The following is a 23297-nucleotide window of genomic DNA, read 5'->3' on the forward strand; positions in this document are numbered from 1 at the left end:
ACTAGATACGAGTTGTTGACTGATGACTGTTTACTGCTAACTGTTAACTCCGTTTAACCTAACCTCATAGAGTTATAAATGAGAATATTCACAAAAAAATCATATATTTGCGTCTTAAAAAAATTTTCAATTCTTGTACCTAAAATGAAAAGATTACTTTTTACACTGTTACTTTTTACAATATTCACTCATTATACAAAATCGCAAGTATACAATAAAAACTGCTATTTCGGGTTTACTTTCGATGTAAGTGAAAACAAAAACTGGGGATACGGCGAGTTGATTATCACAGAGGTAGAACCTAATTCTCCGGCTGAGAGAGCAGGTATAAAAATAGGAGACATCATAATGGAAATAAACGGAAAGGCAACTTACCTCCGCGACAATCAGACGATAGCCAACTGGCTGTTTGAAGATATGTATGCACCCACCGTTACATTCACCATACGGAATATGAATGCATATTTCAAAGAGTACACTCTCTCGCGTAAATGTATCGCTACCAATTCGGTAAGTGAAATGGAGTTGTCTAAAATCTTTTCGTTTTACAGTCTCGAAAACACCAGTGAACGGATATTCACCCTCCCATTGTATGTACAACCCGATAAAGATGTCGACTTCTACGACTATCATACCTACGATTTCTATAAAGACGGCAAGCCCGTACCTGCTATCGATAGCCAGATAACTGCCCTGTTGGCAAAAGATCTGGAAGCAAAAGGCCTTGTCCGGGATACATCCGACCCTGATATCGTGGTACAGGCTTATTATAATTATGAACCTAATACAAAATTCACAGGATTGAATAATCCTAATTATGCACCGGGTACATGGCGGTTCGATGTGGATAAACAACAAATGGTATTATTGCCTATCTTCGATACTAACGAACCTAATGTAGACAAAGTTGCCCAATATATAGTAGAATATGGATTCAGCTTTTACGACCGCAAATACATTAATCCATCGAAACTGACACAAATATGGGACTGTAACATAAAAGACTATCTATCTTCTAAATATACACTGGAGGAATATGTCAGACTGCACACTCCGCTTATGCTAAAGCAATTTCCATATTCGGTACCGAAAACTGAGGCGCGATACAAAGTGGATTTTAACAGGTATAATTATACAGGGATGTACTTCGATGCAGATGATCTGGTTACAGTAAAAGACGTAGACATGGATTCCCCTGCTTATCAGGCAGGTATACGCCCTGGATACGTCATAAAGAAGATCAACAACAGGAAATTTGAGCACACTAAAGAAAGCCTGTCGGAAGCCTATAAACGCTTTATTGCCGAAACAATGGTATTCCGCGATCAGGCTACCCGGTTTACCAATGCTGGAGGATATACGGAATGTATGCTCTGGAATGTAGGATATTATCCCGAAATAGCTAAGGAACTAAACAAGTCGCAATACCTTGCTCAATTTTCTTATCTGTACGATTTCGAGAAGTATGTGAACAGCAAATCGGACAACAAGATTACCGTAGAAGCTTGGGATGGTATGCAAAACAGGGTATTCAGCGTAACTCCCGAGATAAGGAAGTCTGTTGTTGTAAAAGCATTGTAGTACAGAATCTTGTACTCATCTCAATTTATTAATGCTAAATAAAGCAGTAGATCTTTTATAGACTCTGTTTTTTGCATAGAGATATAATTTAACCCACTATTAACAGCTATCTATTATAAAATCAGGCTAAAAAATTGTACCTTTGCGCCCGATTTACGGTTATGATTTCATAACTGGTTTATCTATATATAAAGTATACAAAGAAAGAAAAGATGATAACAGTTTCAAATTTAGGTATTCAGTTTGGTAAACGTGTATTATTTCAAGATGTGAATCTGAAGTTTACAAGTGGTAATTGCTATGGCATAATAGGAGCCAATGGCGCAGGGAAATCCACTTTCCTGAAAATTCTGAGTGGAGAAAAAGATGCAACCAGCGGAACTTTCGCCTTAGGATCAGGTGAACGGCTTTCTGTATTGGCGCAGGATCACTTTGCATTTGACAGCCAGTCGGTGATGGATACCGTATTACAAGGGCACACAGTACTTTGGGATATAATGAAGGAAAAAGATGCATTGTATGCCAAAGAAGATTTTACAGACGCTGATGGTATTAAAGCCTCGGAACTGGAAGAAAAATTTGCAGAACTGGAAGGTTGGAATGCAGAGAGCGATGCTGCGATGCTACTTAGCGGACTTGGAATTCCTGAGGAATTGCATTATCAGATAATGGGAGATATAAGCGGTAAGCAGAAAGTGAGAATTCTACTTGCCCGTGCGCTTTTCGGTAATCCGGACAACCTGTTGCTCGACGAGCCTACCAACGACCTCGATATAGAAACAGTGATGTGGTTGGAAAATTATCTTGCAAATGCAGAAAATACAATTCTGATCGTATCGCACGACCGTCACTTCCTCGACTCGGTATGTACTCATACTGTAGACATCGATTTTGGCAAAGTAACCATGTTTGCCGGTAACTACAGTTTCTGGTACGAATCCAGCCAGTTGGCACTACGCCAACAACAACAGCAAAACAAAAAAGCGGAAGAAAAGAAAAAGGAACTCGAAGAATTTATCCGCCGTTTCAGTGCCAATGTAGCGAAGTCCAAACAGACTACCAGCCGTAAGAAAATGATTGAGAAGCTGAATATTGAAGAAATTAAGCCATCGTCCCGTAAATATCCGGGTATTATCTTTACCCCGGACCGTGAGCCGGGCAATAAAATACTGGAAGTAAACGGACTAAGCAAATCGATCGAAGGGAAAAAACTGTTCGACAATGTAAGTTTCAACATAGAGAAAGAAGACAAGGTAATCTTCCTGTCAAGAGATCCGCGTGCGATGACTGCCTTCTTCGAAATCATAAACGATTATGTACAACCTGATACAGGAACATTCAGCTGGGGACAGACTATAACACCTGCTTACCTGCCACTGGATAACAGCGATTATTTTAAAGATGATCTGAACCTGATAGACTGGCTTGCCCAGTTCTCTGACGATACCAGTGAAATTTACATAAAGGGCTTCTTGGGCAGAATGTTATTCTCCGGCGAAGAGGTGCTGAAGAATACCAAAGTGCTGTCGGGAGGAGAAAAGATGCGTTGTATGATTGCCCGTATGATGATGAAAAGTGCAAATTGCCTTGTGTTGGATTCACCGACTAATCATCTGGATCTGGAGTCGATACAGGCTTTTAATAATACGCTGATACAGCTTAAAGGTAACGTACTAATGTCGTCACATGACCACGAATTTATTCAAACTGTTTGTAACAGGGTAATAGAACTTACTCCGAACGGTACTATCGACAAAATCATGGACTATGATGATTATATCACATCTGATGAAATAAAGGCTTTGAGAGAAAAAATGTATAAATAAGGCACTAGGCTTTTGCATCAAAAGCAGTTATAGGTTGTGAGGTTTTAATAACTTTGTGTTAAACATTTCTCTTACTTAGCTATTGTTATATAAAGAAGAACGGGAGTATCTAAACCCCGTTCTTTCTGATTTTAATACGCTGATTATTTAACAGGATATTGTTAAATATTAAAAGAATCTGCAGATATATTTGCTACAACAGAATAAATTGTGTTATATTTACACAATAAAATATACAATTATTAGGAATATCAGCTCCTTTTTTTACAAGACAAACGAAACTTCATATCACAAATAAAAACATTGAGAAAAATATCAAGGAGGAGCTATTCATAGGGTGTTCTGGGCATTTATAACCGCCAACAACCATGTAAGTCTCCTTACTTTTTACCGACCTTACGACTCAATTATTTGCTTGCGAAAGTTAATATTGAGCTAATGGTTATTGGAAAAATAGCTCCTCTAAGATATCAACTTTAAAATACACAATAATAAGGCTTACCGGCATTATCCCCATATAAATGAATAACCTTCTATTATATAGCATAATAGAAGGTTATAATATAAGATCTTCTTCAATAAATCACTCTTCGCCTACAAGCATAGAATCTCTGTATCCAAGGAAGTAAAGGATACCATCCAATCCAACAGTGGATAATGATTGTTTAGCATTCGCTTTTACTTTAGGCTTAGCATGGAAAGCAATACCAAGTCCGGCAATACCTAGCATAGGCAAATCATTGGCTCCGTCTCCGACTGCTACAGTCTGACGCATATCTACTTTCTCTACCTGGGCCAATAAGCGCAGCAGCTCAGCTTTACGCTTACCATCTACAATATCGCCCACATAGTTTCCGGTAAGTTTACCATCTTCTATCTCAAGCTCATTAGCATATACATAGTCGAACCCGTATTTCTCTTTCAGATAGTTGCCAAAATAGGTAAATCCTCCGGAAAGGATAGCCAGTTTACAGCCACTCTTTTTCAAGATGCGGATAAGGCGGGTCATCCCTTCTGTTATAGGTAGATTCTCTGCAATATCTTTCATCACGGACTCATCCAGCCCTTTGAGAAGGCTCACCCTTTTCTTAAAGCTTTCGGAAAAATCAATCTCGCCACGCATAGCCGATTCGGTGATAGCTTTCACCTCCTCTCCTACTCCTGCACGTTCAGCAAGTTCGTCTATCACTTCTGTCTGAATCAGAGTAGAATCCATATCGAAACAGACCAGACGGCGCATACGGCGATACATACTTTCTACCTGAAATGCGATATCGATACCTTGATCATCAGCCAGTTTCATAAAGTCATGCTTCAACTGCTGAACATCATCTACCGTGCCCCGTATTGCCAATTCTATACATGAACGGCTTGGACGTTCTTCAGTCTCCAACGGAACACGACCAGTTAGTCGTATTATCTTTTCTATATTTAGCTTGTACTTCTGACTTATTTGTGCCACAGCCGATATCTGGCTGGGACTAAGTGTACGCCCTAGCATGGTTACAATATAGCGATTCTTTGTACCTTGCAGACAAACCCAGCGCATATACTCTTCTTTGCTAATAGGAGAAAAGCGGATAATAACACCTACCTCAGTTGCCTTAAACAGGAGATCTTTGATTACCTCTCCTGCATTCTTAGCTTCAAACATAATTGCCAATGACAGCGAATGATGTATATTCGCCTGGCCTATATCAAGAATATTAGCGTTATGCTTTGCCAATACGGCAGTTAGAGCCGCTGTTACACCGGGTTTATCCTCTCCGGACAGACTAGCTAGTATTATTTCTGAATCTTCCATATCAAGAGAACTTCTTTCTTATAATATCGGGGTTAATTAATGGAGTCGAGCAATGCCTGCTCTGCTGACATCACTTTTTTGAAATTGAACTGACCGATGACTTGCTGCTTCAATAAGTCTATATGGTCGTTATATAAATTACCTATACTACCTTCGTGGGTATGATTCACTTTCTTATTATGAACGAAGTTTCCTTTTTCGATATCTAAACCAACCTGCTTATACGCATCGCGAAAAGGAACACCCTCCAGCACTAATCTATTTACTTCTTCTACACTGAATATGAGAAGATATTTAGGGTCATCAAGTATATCTTCATTTATCTTCACTTCATTCATCATACGTGCTACCATATGCAGACAATCATTCATCTCCTCGAATGAAGGAATAAACAATTCCTTTATAATCTGCAAATCACGGAAATACCCTGATGGAAGGTTGTTTATAATCAGTGTTATATCATTAGGCAATGCCTGTAGCTTGTTGCATTTAGCACGTGTCAGCTCAAATACATCGGGGTTCTTCTTATGTGGCATAATGCTCGATCCTGTTGTATATTCATCAGCCAATTTGATAAATCCGAAGTTCTGACTATTATACAAACATGCATCATATGAGAGCTTTGATAATGTACCAGCTATACTTGCTATGGCAAATGAAACTATACGCTCCATTTTGCCCCGCCCCATTTGGGCATAGACCACATTATAGTCCATAGAATCAAAGCCCAACAGGTCTGTAGTCATTTGCCTGTTCAGGGGGAATGATGAACCATATCCAGCAGCCGAACCCAAAGGATTCCGATTACATATTTTATATGCAGCCAAAAGCAATTGCAGGTCATCTACCAAGCTTTCGGCATAGGCTCCGAACCATAGTCCGAATGATGACGGCATTGCAATCTGCAAATGGGTATATCCCGGCATCAGGATATCTTTATACTTTTCGCTTTGGGTAAGGAGAACATCAATCAGGGCAGTAACTGAATCAACAAGTGCACGAATCTGATCCCGGGTGAAAAGTTTCAAATCTACAAGTACCTGATCGTTGCGGGAACGCCCGCTATGTATCTTTTTTCCAATATCCCCTAATTTACGGGTAAGCATCAGTTCTACTTGCGAATGTACGTCCTCAATACCATCCTCTATATGAAAGTTGCCGGCAACCGCGATGTCATAAATTTCTTTCAGTTCTTTAAGAAGAACTGATAATTCATCTTTGGTAAGTAACCCGATAGACTCAAGCATTGTGATATGGGCCATAGAACCAAGTACATCGTATGGAGCAAGATATATATCCAGTTCCCTGTCATGCCCTACTGTATAAGACTCTACATCTTTATTTACCTGAACACTTTTTTCCCAAAGTTTCATTCTTTATTCTATTGTTCCTTTATTCAAAATATCGTTGTAGGGGAGGCCTGCTAAACCTTCAGCTACTTTGTCCAATCCTGCCTGCAATGGTTTACTAACCATTGGTTTCAAAAATGGATTCAAATCTGCTTTTATGGTTAGCTTCATTTTTGTTTCAACGTTATTGGTTGGCACCAATTGTATCCACATAGTCACACCAAAAGGCAATTGCTCGGCCTGAAACTTAATATTCTTATTAGGTTCACGCTCTACCACTACAAATCTGATTTTACCTACAGGATCGACAGATACAGTACACGAATCGGTATCGAAAGTAAAGTCTTTAACTTTATCCTGAGGTATTATATTTTTGGCTAGTTCCAGATTATTCAAATCGGAAAGCACAGAGTAAACATCCACATCAGAGTGTGGAATCGTCTTTATCTCACTAACAAATTCTGTCATGCAATTTTCACCAGTTTATTTCCAATCAGCAGGAGCTTTTCTCCATTCCTGCAAAGTTTCCAGATCGGATTCGGCAATATATTCTATTCTCAAAGCTTCGTCTAAAACAGCATCGTAATTAGTTAATGTCAATAACTGAACTCCTGCTGCATTGAACTTTTCGGTAGCAATAGGGAAACCATAAGTGAAGTTAGCAACCATCCCAATAACATCTGAGCTATCGCGACGGATAGCTTCAACCGCTTTCAAGCTACTGGAACCGGTAGATACTAAATCCTCTACGACGACAACTTTACTTCCGGGCTTCAATTCGCCTTCGATCAGATTTTCCAAACCATGATCTTTTGGTGTTGAACGAATATATACAAAAGGCAAACCTAGAGCATCTGCAACTAATGCTCCGGGAGCAATGGCCCCTGTAGCTACTCCTGCAATTGCATCTACCTCCGGAAAGTTTTCTATAATCAAACGGCTTAGTTCGATTTTTATAAATGTACGTATTCTAGGATACGATATCAATTTTCGATTATCACAATAGATGGGTGATTTCCAGCCTGAAGCCCATGTAAATGGATTGGATGGCTGTAGTTTAATGGCTCTGATACTAAGAAGCTTCTCAGCTGTCAGTTTTTCTAAAGTGTTCATATTTATCTTTTCTAAATAACAACAATCAACATTATCTGGCTACAAATATACAATTAATAGGTAGAATAAAAGAAAATATAGCATAAAGAAAATGCGAATAAAGTTATGGGCTTCCTCACTATTTTGATGGATATAATATCCAATGCCAGGTATAAGATTAAGAATATACCATTAAATATTTTCTGTTATTTAAGAACGTAATTAATAATAAAATCAATGGGAATTACCCTTTTCGGATAACTCCCATTGTATATAAAAGTCGTATTGGTGGATATAGCCGAAACTCCGTAAAACAGGATTTGAGCGCTTCGATCCCTTTGTAATCCACCGTGCTAAGCAACCCGGAGGTGTGGCCCGCCATTAGAATCAAAAGCTTGTCTCGGATATTTTATTAATTGATGAGCTTCCCAATCGACCAACACGACTTAGACTAAGCTTTGTTTTATTTTCTATATCAAATATAGATAGAATAATTCGGATACACAAATAATATATCAATATTTAACTGACTTCTGCTTTGTACTGCATCCACAATTTGAACATCCGCAACTTCCTTTTTGTTCATTTTTCGAAAAGAAAAAGCCGTACACTTTATAGATTATTAATACAGCTACGCAAAGTCCGATTATACCAACTATTATTTCTTGAAACATATCTTATATATCCTCCATTTCTAAACACAAAGATATAGTAGTAATATGAATATTGGCGTTAATAGAGGGTTAAAAGAAATAAAAACATATAAATATAAAACAGTAGCAAGGTGACACCTTACTACTGTTTAAATATTATGGCTTTGTAAGAAATTACAAAAGTCCTCTATAGTAATAAATTAATGGGTAGCATCTTCTGGATATCCAGTGTAACGATAACCTTCGAGGGTCCACGTTTCATCCATACCATCACTATCGGCAGGCGTATTGCTTCCCTCTTTTAATTGCCATACAAACTCAGGCACGCCGGGAACCGTCCAATCCTTTTCAGGTACTAGTACACCGATAAATTGAACATAGTCATTATGTGTTATTACCTTAATATAAACACCATCTGATACATTACCTCCAATAGTTGTAGCGCTTTTTGGAGTAACTTTCCCTTCTACCAGTGTTACACGACTATATACTTGGATACCACCAATTAATTGACCAACTGCAGTAGGTTTTGTATATGTTGCCGGATTATAGAAACCGCCATTTACATAAATATAAGACGATAGAGTACTTACATTACTAGACTCTGCGGTTACACCTTTAAAGCCTGAAGCATCTCCTGTAATTTTAAATTTACTTTTGACTGCTGTACCGGCAACATGTGTATCAATCCAAATTTCATCATTTACATTGGCAGCAGAATTATAGATCATAACTTCTTCTCCGTCTTCGATGGAAGTGTCATCATCAGAATATTCTGCACACGATGTAGCTACAACATAACGTCCATCCAATGCTGCGGTTTCTGAATACCAGTTATCTTTTTCTTGCAAGCATGATGTAAACATCAGAGCAGCGAAAACAGATAATATATAAAATATTTTTTTCATACTCTTCCCGTATTTTTTATTGTAATTTATAAGTTGTACTATAAGTCATATTACCTTGGTTAGGCAAAGTAACAACAAACTGAATTTGTCCGTCAGGCAAAATATTTCCCGTTCCATAATGTGCTCCGTAAGGGGATGAGCCCGGCAAAATTTTTATTGTACCGTCCCCCATATCAACAAAATCAAGTGCTATGGCATAAGTCTGCCACCAACTGTCTGTAGCATGATAATAGCCTAAAAATCCATCGACTCTCGTAATAGTTATTTTATTTTTACGGGTAGCATGCACAAGTTGATACTCGCCAGAAAGATCTGTTGTCGGAATAGCTGGCACAACTGCAACTCTTCTTAATACCGAGGCAGGAAAGCCATCTGAATTTGTTGCAGAATACTGAATAGCATAAACATCTGGAACAGCTGTATTCACTGTACCTTTCGTTTCTACGGGTATTTCTACTCCTGATTCTGTTGCCTTAACACCCGGCTCTGTAAATGTAGAGTTAGCAAGAATATACATAAAATTATCACCTTGCATTTCAAATGAGGCGTACTCTGTTATTCTTGAAACATCTTCTGTGTCTTTATCGCAGGATAAAAGAAAAAATAGAGAAGCGATTATCAGACTATATTTATATAATATTTTCATATTCTTCAATTTTTGCAATTACTTACCTTGTTTTTGATTCCACCATACTTTTTCTCCAACATTGGGCTTCTGTGAAGGTGCATTATTATTTCTGTCCCTATAAGATGAAGGATATAAAGGAGAAGCCGGTAAATTACCGCCCAACAAGGCTCTTCCTCTAACCGATATTGTCAGGTCGCCTACAGGAAAATCAATCCATGCCTTCTTCCTGTCAGCAGCAATATCAATTTCGTTTACTGAAGGATATTTAGTACGGTTACGTTCCAAGAATGCTTCTATATGCTGATAGTTGCAATTAGCGACCCATTTCTGCATAGCAATTTGTTTTATCTGAGTCTCTACATTCCCACCTGTCCATTTTGCATAACCAGTTTCCAAAATGGAATAATCAGGCTTTTTGTCTGCGTTAATAATAACGTGTTGATTCAACGATGCTTTTACTCCGGCTTCATAATAATCCTTGGCTTTAGCATCCCCTGCGCGGGCGTACACTTCGGCAATGTAAAAATTCACCTCCCAATCTGTCATCAACATCAAATCCATATCTTCAGGTAAAACAGCAGTAGCGTATGTTTCTTTATCGTCTGTCGTTCCGTTTCCATCAGAGTCTTCTTTCGAGTTGAAATCGCCGAAAAATGCAGCTTTTTCACCAGAGAACAGCTTAGCCAAACGGGGATCAGCATTTACTTTTAAATAGTCAAAAAAAGTTTTACATGCAATTACATTTGTAGAGATGTAGTTAGCCTCCCCCTGTTGAAATTCGCGCATAGGATGACGTTTACCTTCCATATCATCGTTCCATATTTTGCCGGAGATTTTAGCGCTCAACGTTAACATATCCGCACTCTTAATATAGTTCAATGTTTTAGCATTATCATATAGAGAAGTTTCAGATAGACGTATCATCAACTTCAGCTTCAACGCACTGGCAAATTTATGCCATTCTGCCATATCACCTTTATATATGTAATCGTAAGTTCCGTCAATGGAAGATCCGGTTAAATCAATTGCCAAAAGATCATCTACCCTTTTTAATAAATCAGCATATATATCTTCCTGCTTGTCCTGCTTGGGATGAAAAATTCCTTCTTTTGCCTTTAATGCTTCAGAATAGGGCATATCACCCCAGACATCGGTAATGATTTGCCAAGTAAAAATAGATAAAGCTTCTGCAACGAAGTAATATCCTTTATTTTCGCTATCTTTCGTATTAGCCTTGATATATTCCAAATCAAGCATCGGCTGACTTGTCAGCGACTGATAAGCCGTATTGAATTCCTGCGGCAAGTATTCGCTTAATGATTTAAATTGAGATGCGGTATAAGACTGAGCCCAGTATTCTACCCAATAAGCTCCACCAAATCCGAAATCCCAACCCATCAGGTTGTTGGCAACACCCATTTCCACAGCCGGCAGCAATACCTTTGGATCCGGCACTTCTGCCAATGCGTTTGGATCATGATTAATATCTAACCAATCGCTACATCCGGTTGTGAACAATAAGAAGATAGCGGATAATATAATTAATAATTTTCTTTTCATAATCTTTACTGTTTAATCGCTTTTAAAATGACAGTTGTACTCCAAATACATAGGATTGATACGGAGGTGTGGATGCAAACTCCCCGAATTTGGAAGAAATGTCGTTACCCCAAGTTGTTACTTCCGGATCAATATACATATTATCTTTCGGAGTCCACAGCAATATATTAGATGCTGTAGCTGATACTCTTAAAGAAGAAACCCTAAGTTTTTCGCAGATTTTTTTCGGTAGTTGATAAGCCAGACTTACATTACGAAGTTTCAAGTATGAACGGTCGATAACATTATTATCCGAATATTCAAATCCACCATTGCTATAAAATGTATTTAAAGATGTTGGATCGACGGGAGTCGTATTTTCAACATACACAGGATTACCGTTTGTATCCGTACCATTTTGCACAACCGAATTTGGTATAAGAAATGGATTTCGATCATTATATGCCGTTTCAGGGCCACTACCTACCCAGCCCAGATAATCCTTGGAATAGGAGTAAATATATCCTCCATAGCGAAGATCTAATGTTGCCGACAATGAAATACCTTTATATGTAAAGGTATTGGTCAATCCCATCCGGTATTTTTCGTTAATATCTTTATCCAAGAAAACTTCATTAGGGGTTGGCTGAGGATTCCCGGCTCCATCGACCACGGTATGGTCCACTCCATCAATATTCACAGTCAAAGCCTTTTGGGTTTTAAACTGACCGAGCGGCTTGCCTTCAACAGCGTAAATACCTATTCCTCCGTATCCACCCAAATAAACTTCGGGAACACCTAAAGTTTCCACTTTATTATTGTTTTTAGTAAAATTGTATGTGATATCCCATTGGAAATCCCGGGTTTTTACAGGAACTAAAGAAAGAGATAATTCTATTCCACTATTGCGTACATCCCCTAAATTAGCCCTTTGGGCTGTATAACCAGCTGTTGGGTCTATTGGCATTGTAGCAATCAATCCTTTTGTCAGTTTATTATAGTATGAAAATTCAAGACCTATACGCTGATCGAGAAAAGAACTTTCAAACCCAACTTCAAATTCATCGGTCAACTCAGGTTTCAAATTCTGATTTTCTAACGTATTGGAGATTGTATAACCATTGATACCTCCTAACGGGAATGATAGATCGTCAACATTCGGGAAACCCGGATTAAGTACTGATCCAACAACAAAGCGGTCGTAGACGAAATAAGGAGTTGTGTCTTTACCTGTCCGTCCGTATGATAATCTTACTTTGGCATAATCAAGCGGGCCGGTATTGATATTTTTCAGTTTCATATAATCAGAAACAATGAAGCTCAACATCGCTGCAGGATAAAAGAATGAATTATTCTTTTTAGGTAAGGCTGAAGACCAGTCGTTACGTGCTGTAAGCGTCAGGTAAAGGTAATCCTGATATCCGAAATCTGCATTGACATAAGCACCTAGTATCCGATAACGGTCACTAGTCTGTTCGGCAACGGCCGGAGTAAGCGTATTCGATAAATGATAAAAACCGGGAATATCAATTGAAGAGATTGACCCATACAGACGAGTCATTTTCTGCTCATTGGCATTTCCTCCGACAATCGCATTCACAGAGAAATCTCCGAACCGCTCATTGAATGTAGCAAAATAGTCGTGATTAACCTGCAAGTAATCTCTTTTATCCTGCGAGTAGCTACCCGCATTGGCTGGGCCATTTCGGTTATAAGAACCAGGAGTAAAAGAAACTGCATCGTAATGCATATCGGCAGTAGATGTTTCATAATCGCCACCAAAACGGTAAGTAAGTTTGAGGTTACTCAACAGATCATAGTCTAGTTGAACTTTTCCGAAGAATTTATATTTCCTCTGCAATGCTTCCTTAGCACTTAATACAAAATATGGATTTAAGCCATATGGAGTAAAATAATTATCCAGATTATTAAATTTATCATTATAATCTTTTAAGTCAACAATAGAAATATCAGTAGCAATTTCATTTAATGAACGATATACCGATTGGTCTTGTCCCGTTGTCGATACACGATTCTTTTCTACACTGACATTAAAAGAAGAACTTATTAATAACTTGTTTGCTTTATGGGATGCATTCGAAGCAACTGTAAAGCGATTATAAGAATCGGTATTGGTGGGAATAGGGCCGTCCAGATAGTTATGTGATACCGACAGATGATATAAGGTCTTGTCTGTACCACCACTCAATGAAAGTGCATTGTTATACCCAAAGCCCAGATCATAGAAATCACGTATACGGTTTTTCAGATAATTATAAGGTTTTATTTTCTGGCTATTGTCCACCACATTACCCCAAACTCGGTCTTTACCATCGAAGCGGGCACCCCAGCTTCCGTTTTCATCCAAGGCACGATCTCCGCTCCAACCTTGTCCGAACATCTGTTGTTCGTCCGGTAGACGTCCGATTTGCTGAACGGTTATACCGCCATTATATTCTATTTTCAGTTTTCCGTTGGTATTTTTCCCCGACTTAGTTGTAATCATAATAACCCCTTGGGCTGCACGAGAACCATACAAAGCCGAAGCAGCAGACCCCTTCAACACAGTCATGCTCTCAATATCATTCGGATTCAAGGCATTAATACCTGAACCAAAATCGGCCTGAGCATTCAATGTATTCACACCTCCGGAAATGCTTCCCGACTGGTTTTGTTTATTGGTCAGAGGAATACCATCTACCACATATAGAGGTTGGTTATTACCAAAAGAGTTAAATCCACGGATAGTTACATTTTGCGTTCCTCCCGGAGTTCCGGATGAAGAAACCTCTACACCCGAGACCTTACCTTGAAGGGCAGACATCGGATTAAGTGCTCTCGAATTGGCAATATCATCACCCTTAATTGAAGATACTGAATATCCCAGTGTTTTTTTATCTCTTGCAACTCCTAAAGCTGTAACAACAACGTCCTGCAACAGATGTTCATCATTCTCCATTACAACTCTCATACCCTGAGACATCCTCAGTTCTGCTGTCTTCATTCCCACCAATGTAAATACCAAAGTATTTCTTCCTTCAGGTACATTTATGGAAAACTGACCGTCTACGTCTGTAACGGTACCAACAGTAGTCCCCTTCACTACTACCGAAGCACTAATAACAGGCTCTCCGTTACTGTCGACAACAGTACCGGAAATTTTTGTTGTTTGTGCTACGATAAATCCTATGCTTAGAAATAAGCAGGATAGAATTAACATCACTCTTTTCTTCATACAAACACTACTTTATTAAAAATTAAAACAACATACAAACCCAATTACATACAAACACTTGTTATTCAAAATAAAAGCAACCCTTCTAATCTTATATCAATTTAACAATTTAATACTATATTGGGCTTTTTAGCATCAGTTTGCTTTTTGATATGCAAATTTAGACATTTTTCACGAAAAAAAAAATTTTGGATTAATTTATATAAAATATAACAATATGAAAGCATTCAAAGTCAATCAAATATAAAATCAGAGGTCAATTGTTATATTTTAGTTAAATATATGTTATTTTGAAAGAAATAAAAAGAAGATGTGATAAGTACACTCTGAAAATGTGCTTCTTCGCTATGAATTAAAAGTCCATTTTAACACTTTTCATTCATATTTTCTTATAAATATGAAAGAGAAACCAATATTCATATATCCTTAATACTATATCAATAAAATATAAACATTAAGCATCAAATTAGAATAAAAAAAGTAAAATCTACAACATATTTCCAATCTGATAGACCAAAAATGAGATAACCCAAGCTAGTAAAGTAGTATAAATGATACTGAAAACACCCCACTTCCACGATCCGGATTCTTCCTTTATTGCAGCGATAGTTGCGACACATGGAAAGTAAATCAGCACAAAAAGCAACAAACTGACAATAACCAACGGTGTGAAGGTCGGAGTACCGTCAGCCTGAGTGTCACTTACTAGGCGAGCTTCGAGAGATTCCTGATTTTCAGAGTCCCCTGTATACAAAACACCCAGTGTGCTCACAACAACCTCTTTGGCCGCCATACCGGAAAGTAAACTCACACTAATTTTCCAATCGAAACCTAAAGGACGCATCACAGGTTCTATAGTCTTCCCAATACGGCCAATGTAAGATTCTTCCTGATGCGCTATATTACGTTGATCTTCAACCGCCTCGATTAATTCGACCTTCTGATCATCATTTATTTCATTATTATCGAATTGAGCCTCCACTTTGGATATCTGGCTATCAAACAGCATTTCACGCTCTTTATCACGGGGAAAATACCCCAAGAACCAAATAATAATGGATGCAACCAGAATAACCCCTCCCATTTTCCTCAGATATTGCCGCGATTTATCCCACATATGTATAGATACGGCACGTAATGTAGGCATTCGATACGGAGGCAGCTCCATTACAAATGGAGTATCTTCTTTCGGAAACAGGAATCTCTTAAACAGCCGCGCCGATATTACAGCTATCAATATGCCTATAAAATAAAGTCCGAAAAGGACAAAGCTAGCATAAGGTTTAAAAAAGACGCCGACAAAAAGTAAATAAACCGGTAATCGGGCACTACATGACATAAACGGATTGATTAGCATTGTTATCATGCGGCTATTGCGACTCTCAATGGTACGTGTAGCCAGAATAGCCGGCACATTACACCCGAAGCCCATAACCAGAGGAATAAACGATTTACCATGCAATCCCATCTTATGCATCACTTTATCCATTATAAAAGCAGCCCGCGCCATATAACCCGAGTCTTCCATAAAAGAAATAAAAGCATACAATATCAATATATTAGGCAGAAAGACGATTACACCCCCCACTCCTCCTATAATACCATCTACAACCAAATCTTTGAGCATACCCTCGGGCATAGTCCCCCGGATAAAATCTCCTAATGCCCCAACACCATTCTCAATCCACTCCATCGGATATCCGCCCAAACGAAAAGTACATTCAAACATCACCCACATAAAGAAGAAAAATATAGGGAATCCCAGATATTTATTTGTAACGATAGAGTCAATAATACGTGTACGATCCGACTCATTCGCTTTTTCCTTCAACGTTTCTTTCAAACCTCCGGCAATAAAACCATAACGGGCATTTGTGAGAGTCGATTCTGTATCTTCCTTTAATGTTTCTTCAATATATTTTACTTCGGCATCCCTTGTAGTCAATAAATCCTGACCATTCGATAGAGTAGATACATAAGACTCAATATCTTTATCCTTCTCAAGTAATTTTATTGAAATATAACGACGGGGGAAAACATGCTGAGCTGACTTATCCTTTTCTAGCTTTATATTAAGCCTGCTTATCGAGTTCTCTGCTATATTGCCATAAGATATATGTACCCGGCGCACTGTCGGCTCCTTATCTTCATGCATCCGTATGACCGTATCGAAAAGATCATTTACCCCCACTCCGGTTTTGGCCACCGTCGGAACCATAGGAATACCGATCATCTTAGACAATTTCCCGTAATCAAATTCACCCCCGCTCTCTTTCAGTTCATCATACATATTCAATGCAATGACAACCGGAGCCTCCATATCTATCAACTCAGTTGTCAGATATAAATTCCTCTCCAGATTGGAAGCGGCCACAATATTAATGATAACATCAGGTTTATCTTCCACAATATGGCGTCTCACAAAAAGCTCCTCGGGAGTATAAGCCGACAAAGAATATGTCCCGGGCAAATCCACGATTTTGAATATATAACCACCATGCTTAAATCGTCCCTCCTTCGAATCGACAGTCACTCCTCCGTAATTCCCTACATGCTCATGCGCTCCTGAAGCAACATTAAACAAGGATGTTTTTCCTGCATTCGGATTACCAACTAAGGCTACGGTTATAACCTTCTTATTATCCGAATTATTCTTATTCTTAGGAGAATGCTCTTCTATTGAAGATTCCTCATGGGCTAAGTCTTTATTGAAAGAAGATTCTGTCTTAAGAATCTCTTGTTTCTTATTTATTTCGGGATAAATTACTTCGATAAGTCCCGCTTCGCTACGGCGAAGGGAAACCTCATAATCCATAATTTTATATTTGATCGGATCTTTCAGGGGAGCGTTTAGGATAACTTTAATGGTTTTCCCTTTAATGAAGCCCATCTCCATGATGCGCTTACGAAAGGCCCCGCTACCATTAACACGTACAATAACACCTTTCTCTCCTGTCCTCAGGTCTGATAAAAGCATACCAACAATCTTTCATTTAATAATAGAGCTACAAAGATGGGTATTTTTTGTTAGATATAAAGAACTTTTATGTGCATTATTTAGAATGAATATAAAAAAGAATCGTCTTTTATCCTTGAATATATTTTATTCGATATACTTTTTAGGGGGTATTATAAGCACATAAAAAAAACCAATGCTTTAGAGGTTATACTTCAATGGTCGAATCCCACAAATCCACTTTCACAAGCAAAAGCATGAAACTATATTTTTTATAATAAAAACCATCGTCGGAGTAATAAATGCCCAATATATCCGATTGTGTCTCTGCCGCATTGGTTTTGTATATATGAGTTATATCAAAATCATTCTAAGTGATACAAACAACTTAATTCAAATCTAATCATCATAATAATTGCTACTTACGTGGATAAATACTGTAGTAAATTTCTGTAATTTTGCAAAAAATAATATTTCTTTTATTGGGGCAAATTAATTGCTAAGGTTGTTTGTAAATTCAATAAACAAGTTAAGTAAAAAATATTTCCGTAGGGATGAGGGATGTAACAATTAAACACCTCATTCACCTTTCTTCCAGCGGTAAAATTACAACTTTGTTTTTATTTCGCAAATTTTACTCGATATTATTTAGTCCAAACACTCGGATTTTAATCTTTTTGAAAAAGTTTATCTATATAATGAGCTGGTAGTCTTTAGCTGATAGCTGATAACTCTTTGAAGTATTGATAGACCCCTTGCCCCCGAATAAGGGGAAAAAAGTAGACAAGATACAAGATATAAGTTGCTAACTATTTACTGAAAAAAGTGTTACTGTTACTTTTTATTTAAACACAGAGTAAAAGGAGTAACACAGGGTTTTTATATAAAAAGCAAAGACAGTTAGATGAAAACAATGGAAAAACTGTCAGAAGTGTCAGGTTTTAACTAAATGTAGTTAATGAATGTAGATATCCAATTAGTAATGACAAATGCTGATTTTCGCACCTTTGCCCTATACCTAAACTTATAACTTACAACTAAAATTTCTATCTTTGCAACCTAAAATGAACACAACGTGATATATCCGGAGAATTTCGAATCGAAAATAGGATTTGACAAAATACGACAATTACTCACGGCTAGATGCCTGAGTCCCCTGGGAGAAGAAAAAGTAGATAATATGACTTTTTCTTCCGATTATATATTTATTACTGAAAGTCTTTCCCAAAGTGAGGAATTCATACGGATCACACAGGAAGAGGATGACTTTCCAACGAATTATTTTCTTGATGTACGTCCGTCGCTGCGGAACATCAAAGTAGAAGGTACGTGGATAGACGAAAGTGCATTGTTCGATTTAAGACGCTCCCTGCAAACAATTCGCGACATTGTAAGTTTTCTGAAAAAAGAAGATGAAGAAAATACCCCCTATCCTCATCTATATACATTAGCAGGGGAAGTAGTTGTATTTCCTCAGCTGATAAGTAAAATAGACAATATCCTCGACAAGTTTGGACGCATAAAAGATAATGCCTCACCTGAATTGCACCGTATACGGAAAGATATGGCCCATATATCGGGAGGCATATCTAAAAGTCTGAATGCCATATTACGTCTGGCGCAAAGTGAAGGCCTTGTAGAAAAGGATGTAACACCTACCATGCGCGACGGACGGCTGGTTATCCCTGTTGCTCCGGCATTTAAACGAAAGATTAAAGGGATAGTGCATGACGAATCCGCTTCGGGAAAGACGGTCTTTATAGAACCGGCCGAGGTAGTGGAAGCAAACAACCGTATACGTGAACTGGAAAGCGAAGAAAGGCGCGAGATAATCAAAATACTCATTGCTTTTACTGACGTTTTACGCCCATTAGTTCCCGAAATTCTGCAATCGTATGAATTTCTGGCTATGATCGATTTCATTCGGGCAAAAGCGACATTCTCTATCGAGCTGAGTGCCATCAAACCATCTATAGAAGATAAACAAATAATACGCTGGTACAGGGCAAAACATCCTCTTCTGTTTCTCTCGCACCGCAAACAGAACAAGCAAATAGTACCGCTCGATATAGAACTGGAAGAAGACAACCGCCTGTTGATAATTTCAGGGCCGAATGCCGGAGGAAAATCCGTTTGCCTGAAAACGGTCGGATTGCTTCAGTATATGGTACAATGCGGTTTACCGATTCCCCTGGACGAGAACTCCAAAGTCGGAATATTCGACCATATATTTATAGATATAGGTGATGAGCAATCTATAGAAAACGATTTGAGTACATATAGTTCGCATCTGACTAATATGAAGTTCTTTGTCAGAAACTGCGATAAAAAGACCATACTGCTCATTGATGAGTTTGGCGGAGGTACTGAACCCCAGATAGGCGGGGCGATTGCCGAATCCCTACTGAAACGTTTCAACGAGAAGGGTGCTTTCGGAGTAATCACCACTCACTATCAGAATCTGAAGCACTTTGCCAATGAAAACAAAGGGGTGATAAACGGGGCCATGTTATACGACCGTCATCTAATGCAACCTCTGTTTACCTTATCCATAGGTAATCCGGGCAGTTCGTTTGCCATAGAGATAGCACGGAAGATAGGATTGCCGGAAGATGTAATTGCCGATGCTTCGGAAATAGTAGGCAGCGATTATATCAATATGGATAAATATCTACAGGATATTGTCCGCGACAAACGTTACTGGGAAACCAAACGGCAAAGTATCCGTCAAAAGGAAAAACGGCTCGAAGAAGTTACCGAGACCTACGAAACCGACCTGCTGGCTGTAGAAAAGCAACGAAAAGAAATCATCCGTCAGGCAAAAACTGATGCTGAACGCATTATGTCGGAAGCAAATGCCCGGATAGAGAATACCATACGTACGATCCGTGAATCACAAGCTGATAAGGAGAAAACGAAACTGGCGCGACAAACGTTGAGTGAATTCAAATCGACACTGGATAATGAAGATAATTTCTCCGATGATAAGATTGCCCGTAAAATACAGAAGCTAAAGGACAAGGAGAAAAATAAGAAACAAAAAGAAAAGGCTCCTGAAAAGCAAAAGACGCAAGCAATTACCATCGGTGATAATGTCCGTATAAAAGGGCAAACATCTATAGGGCAGGTACTCGATATACAAAGAGGTAGTGCAACAGTAGCTTTCGGGATGATAAAATCGACCGCCAAACTCGACACACTGGAATATGTAAGTAAGAATCAGGTAAAGCGCGATTCGAAGAGCACACTGGTCAGTGCTGCCGTAAGTGACGATATGCGAGAAAAGAAACTCAACTTCAAACAGGATATAGATGTGCGCGGCATGCGTGGAGACGAAGCCTTACAGGCCGTTATGTACTTCATTGACGACGCCATTCTTGTCGGGGTATCCCGCGTGCGTATCCTGCATGGAACAGGCACGGGCGCACTGCGGCAAATCATACGGGATTACTTGCGTACAGTACCGGGTGTACATAATTATCAGGACGAACATGTCCAATTTGGTGGTACAGGTATTACTGTTGTAGACCTGAATTAAATTAAGTTTTAAAACTATGGATATAAATATTGACCCTTCCGGTGGATTTTCACTAGGTTTTGGTTATGGCGTTATAATCGCCTTACTTGTCATTGCCATACCCGTATGGTTTATCTGTTGGCGCATATTCAAAAGAAGAGCTAAACCGGAGAAGCCAAAGAGTCTTCATATAGCGGCAGCCACAATTATTATTACGCCAATAATATACGCTATGTTAATTATCCTCTGCTATCTTGCAATAAAGCTATTGTACTTAGAATAATTATCTATCAGAAAAACAAGCCATAACATTATGCAGCCACAACAAACTGAACCATCGAAAGTTACCAGTATCCTTGAAATATACGATATCACTATCGGCAGACGAACCATCGTGAAAGAGTTTCCTTATCTGATAGAAGCTCCCGATTGGACGCCTGACGGCAAACATCTGATATATAACAGCGAAGGTCTGATATATAAACTCCCTACAGATTTTTCCGGGGAGCCGGAATTAATCGACACAGGCTTCGCCACCAGATGCAACAACGACCATCTGATATCACCGGATGGAAGATTAATGGCAATCAGCCACCGCTCATTACCCGACGGACGCCCCACAATATTCGTATTACCGGGCGATGGCGGAGAACCGAAACAGGTAACCCCTTCCCTGCCAAGCTATATGCACGGATGGAGCCCGGATGGAAAGATGCTTACCTATTGTGCTAACCGTAACGGGGAAATGGATGTATATACAATTTCCATTGACGGAACCAATGAAACCCGCCTGACAACATCCGAAGGCCTGAATGACGGGCCTGAATATTCTCCCGATGGAGAATACATATGGTTCAACTCCGTGCGTACCGGATTGATGCAGATATGGCGGATGAAAACCAATGGTAGTGAACAAACACAGATGACATTCGATGAAGATCGTAACTCCTGGTTTCCACACCTGTCTCCGGATGGTAAGAATGTCGTATACATCGCATACAGGAAAGGGGATCTCGAACCGCACGAACATCTCCGCTACAAACATGTAGAGATACGAATGATACCTGCAACAGGAGGTGAACCTCAGACTTTAGTCAAATTATTCGGCGGACAGGGTACTTTTAATGTAAACTCATGGGCACCGGATAGCAAGCGATTTGCCTTCGTAAGTTACAGAATAGAAGAATAAGATTTATAGAGAAGAAAGCATGGACTCTACTGCCATGCTTTCCAACTTTTACTATTCTTATATCAAATGTACTTCCCTCTCTTTGAGTACATTTATCATATCAGCGGTCATCTTCTCCAGATCGTATTCCGGTTTCCAGTCCCATTCCTGACGGGCACAGGTATCATCCAGAGAGTTGGGCCATGAATCGGCAATCGCCTGCTTCAATGGGTCTACATCATATTCCATTTCAAAATCGGGATAATGCTGTTTAATAGCCTTATACAGCATCTCAGGATCGAAGCTCATTGCTGCTATATTGAACGAATTGCGATGTATCAATCTATCAGGATTAGCCTCCATAATGTTAATAGCTGCGTTCAGTGCATCGGGCATATACATCATATCCATAAAAGTTCCGGCCTTAAGCGGACAGATAAACTTCTCCTCTTTCACCGCATTATAGTATATCTCTACGGCATAGTCGGTAGTTCCACCGCCCGGGTGGGTAAGGTTGGATATAATACCGGGGAAACGAACCGAACGGGTATCCACTCCCCAGCGGTCATGGTAATAATCGCTAAGTAGTTCGCCCATCACTTTGGTTATCCCATATACGGTTTTCGGACGCTGAACTGTATCCTGCGGTGTTTTATCCTTTGGAGTATTAGGGCCGAATGCGCCGATAGAACTTGGAGTAAATACTGCACAATTGAACTCTCTGGCCACATCGAGACAGTTCATCAGGCTGCCTACACCTACATCCCATCCCAATTTAGGATTTTTCTCGGCTGTCGCAGACAATATAGCCGCCAGATTGTAAATAGTATCTATCTTGTATTTCTTTACAACATCTGCAATTTGGTTTATATCGGTTGCATCTATCTCCACTGTCGGTCCCCAATCGAAGAAACCATCGGGGTAAGGCGGCTTGTAATATCCGCAGATTACATTACTGTCTCCATAAATCGAGCGCAACCTAATACTCAATTCCGAGCCTATCTGACCCGTACTACCTACTATAAGAATGTTCTTCATCGT

General features: G+C 39.1%; 15 protein-coding genes. 5 read left to right on the plus strand and 10 right to left on the minus strand.

All coding sequences use genetic code 11. The features are described from left to right. Positions 1-144 precede the first annotated feature (144 nt). The gene (locus QZL88_RS04295; RefSeq protein WP_296938809.1) at positions 145-1581 is read left to right on the plus strand and encodes a PDZ domain-containing protein; all 1437 of its coding nucleotides are present in this window, start codon (positions 145-147) and stop codon (positions 1579-1581) included. A gap of 212 nt (positions 1582-1793) precedes the next feature. Then, complete coding sequence (locus tag QZL88_RS04300) at positions 1794-3407, plus strand: ATP-binding cassette domain-containing protein (protein ID WP_296938810.1); 1614 nt, start codon at positions 1794-1796, stop codon at positions 3405-3407. Between the two features lie 583 nt (positions 3408-3990). Here QZL88_RS04300 and serB read toward each other — a convergent pair. The 9 genes from serB to feoB all read right to left on the minus strand — a co-directional run bounded on the left by serB (position 3991) and on the right by feoB (position 17592). Then, positions 3991-5211 carry a phosphoserine phosphatase SerB gene (gene serB / locus QZL88_RS04305; protein ID WP_296938811.1) on the minus strand — a complete coding sequence of 407 codons (1221 nt, stop codon included), beginning with the start codon at positions 5209-5211 and terminating at the stop codon, positions 3991-3993. A gap of 32 nt (positions 5212-5243) precedes the next feature. Continuing rightward, complete coding sequence (gene argH, locus QZL88_RS04310; protein WP_296938812.1) at positions 5244-6584, minus strand: argininosuccinate lyase; 1341 nt, start codon at positions 6582-6584, stop codon at positions 5244-5246. 3 nt (positions 6585-6587) lie between these two features. Further along, positions 6588-7028: an SRPBCC family protein gene (locus QZL88_RS04315; RefSeq protein WP_296938813.1), complete on the minus strand. Its 441-nt coding sequence runs from the start codon at positions 7026-7028 to the stop codon at positions 6588-6590. Between the two features lie 15 nt (positions 7029-7043). After that, on the minus strand, positions 7044-7673 hold the full coding sequence (pyrE, locus tag QZL88_RS04320) for an orotate phosphoribosyltransferase (protein ID WP_296938814.1): 630 nt from the start codon (positions 7671-7673) through the stop codon (positions 7044-7046). 832 nt (positions 7674-8505) lie between these two features. Next, the gene (locus QZL88_RS04325; RefSeq protein ID WP_296938815.1) at positions 8506-9171 is read right to left on the minus strand and encodes a lipid-binding protein; all 666 of its coding nucleotides are present in this window, start codon (positions 9169-9171) and stop codon (positions 8506-8508) included. Positions 9172-9229: 58 nt separating this feature from the next. Continuing rightward, complete coding sequence (locus QZL88_RS04330; RefSeq protein WP_296938816.1) at positions 9230-9859, minus strand: immunoglobulin-like domain-containing protein; 630 nt, start codon at positions 9857-9859, stop codon at positions 9230-9232. Between the two features lie 18 nt (positions 9860-9877). Continuing rightward, on the minus strand, positions 9878-11401 hold the full coding sequence (locus tag QZL88_RS04335; protein ID WP_296938817.1) for a SusD/RagB family nutrient-binding outer membrane lipoprotein: 1524 nt from the start codon (positions 11399-11401) through the stop codon (positions 9878-9880). Between the two features lie 22 nt (positions 11402-11423). After that, a complete protein-coding gene (locus QZL88_RS04340; RefSeq protein WP_296938818.1) occupies positions 11424-14615 on the minus strand; it encodes a SusC/RagA family TonB-linked outer membrane protein in 3192 nt (1063 codons plus the stop codon). Positions 14616-15102: 487 nt separating this feature from the next. Further along, entirely contained in the window at positions 15103-17592 is a 2490-nt protein-coding gene (feoB, locus tag QZL88_RS04345; RefSeq protein WP_296938819.1) for a ferrous iron transport protein B, read from the minus strand. Positions 17593-18646: 1054 nt separating this feature from the next. Here feoB and QZL88_RS04350 point away from each other — a divergent pair. From QZL88_RS04350 to QZL88_RS04360, 3 genes are read left to right on the plus strand one after another with little or no spacing between them, the layout of a single operon-like run. After that, positions 18647-21109, plus strand: coding sequence for an endonuclease MutS2 (locus QZL88_RS04350; RefSeq protein ID WP_296938820.1), 2463 nt, complete (start codon positions 18647-18649; stop codon positions 21107-21109). Between the two features lie 16 nt (positions 21110-21125). Next, on the plus strand, positions 21126-21371 hold the full coding sequence (locus QZL88_RS04355) for a hypothetical protein (RefSeq protein ID WP_296938821.1): 246 nt from the start codon (positions 21126-21128) through the stop codon (positions 21369-21371). 30 nt (positions 21372-21401) lie between these two features. Continuing rightward, positions 21402-22277 (plus strand): transporter, encoded by an 876-nt coding sequence (locus QZL88_RS04360; protein WP_296938822.1) that lies wholly within the window; start codon positions 21402-21404, stop codon positions 22275-22277. Positions 22278-22334: 57 nt separating this feature from the next. On the opposite strand, the gene QZL88_RS04365 is transcribed toward QZL88_RS04360, so the two are convergent. Further along, positions 22335-23294, minus strand: coding sequence for an NAD-dependent epimerase/dehydratase family protein (locus QZL88_RS04365; protein ID WP_296938823.1), 960 nt, complete (start codon positions 23292-23294; stop codon positions 22335-22337). Positions 23295-23297 lie beyond the last annotated feature (3 nt).

Source organism: uncultured Dysgonomonas sp., from assembly GCF_900079725.1.
Taxonomy (GTDB): Bacteria; Bacteroidota; Bacteroidia; order Bacteroidales; family Dysgonomonadaceae; genus Dysgonomonas.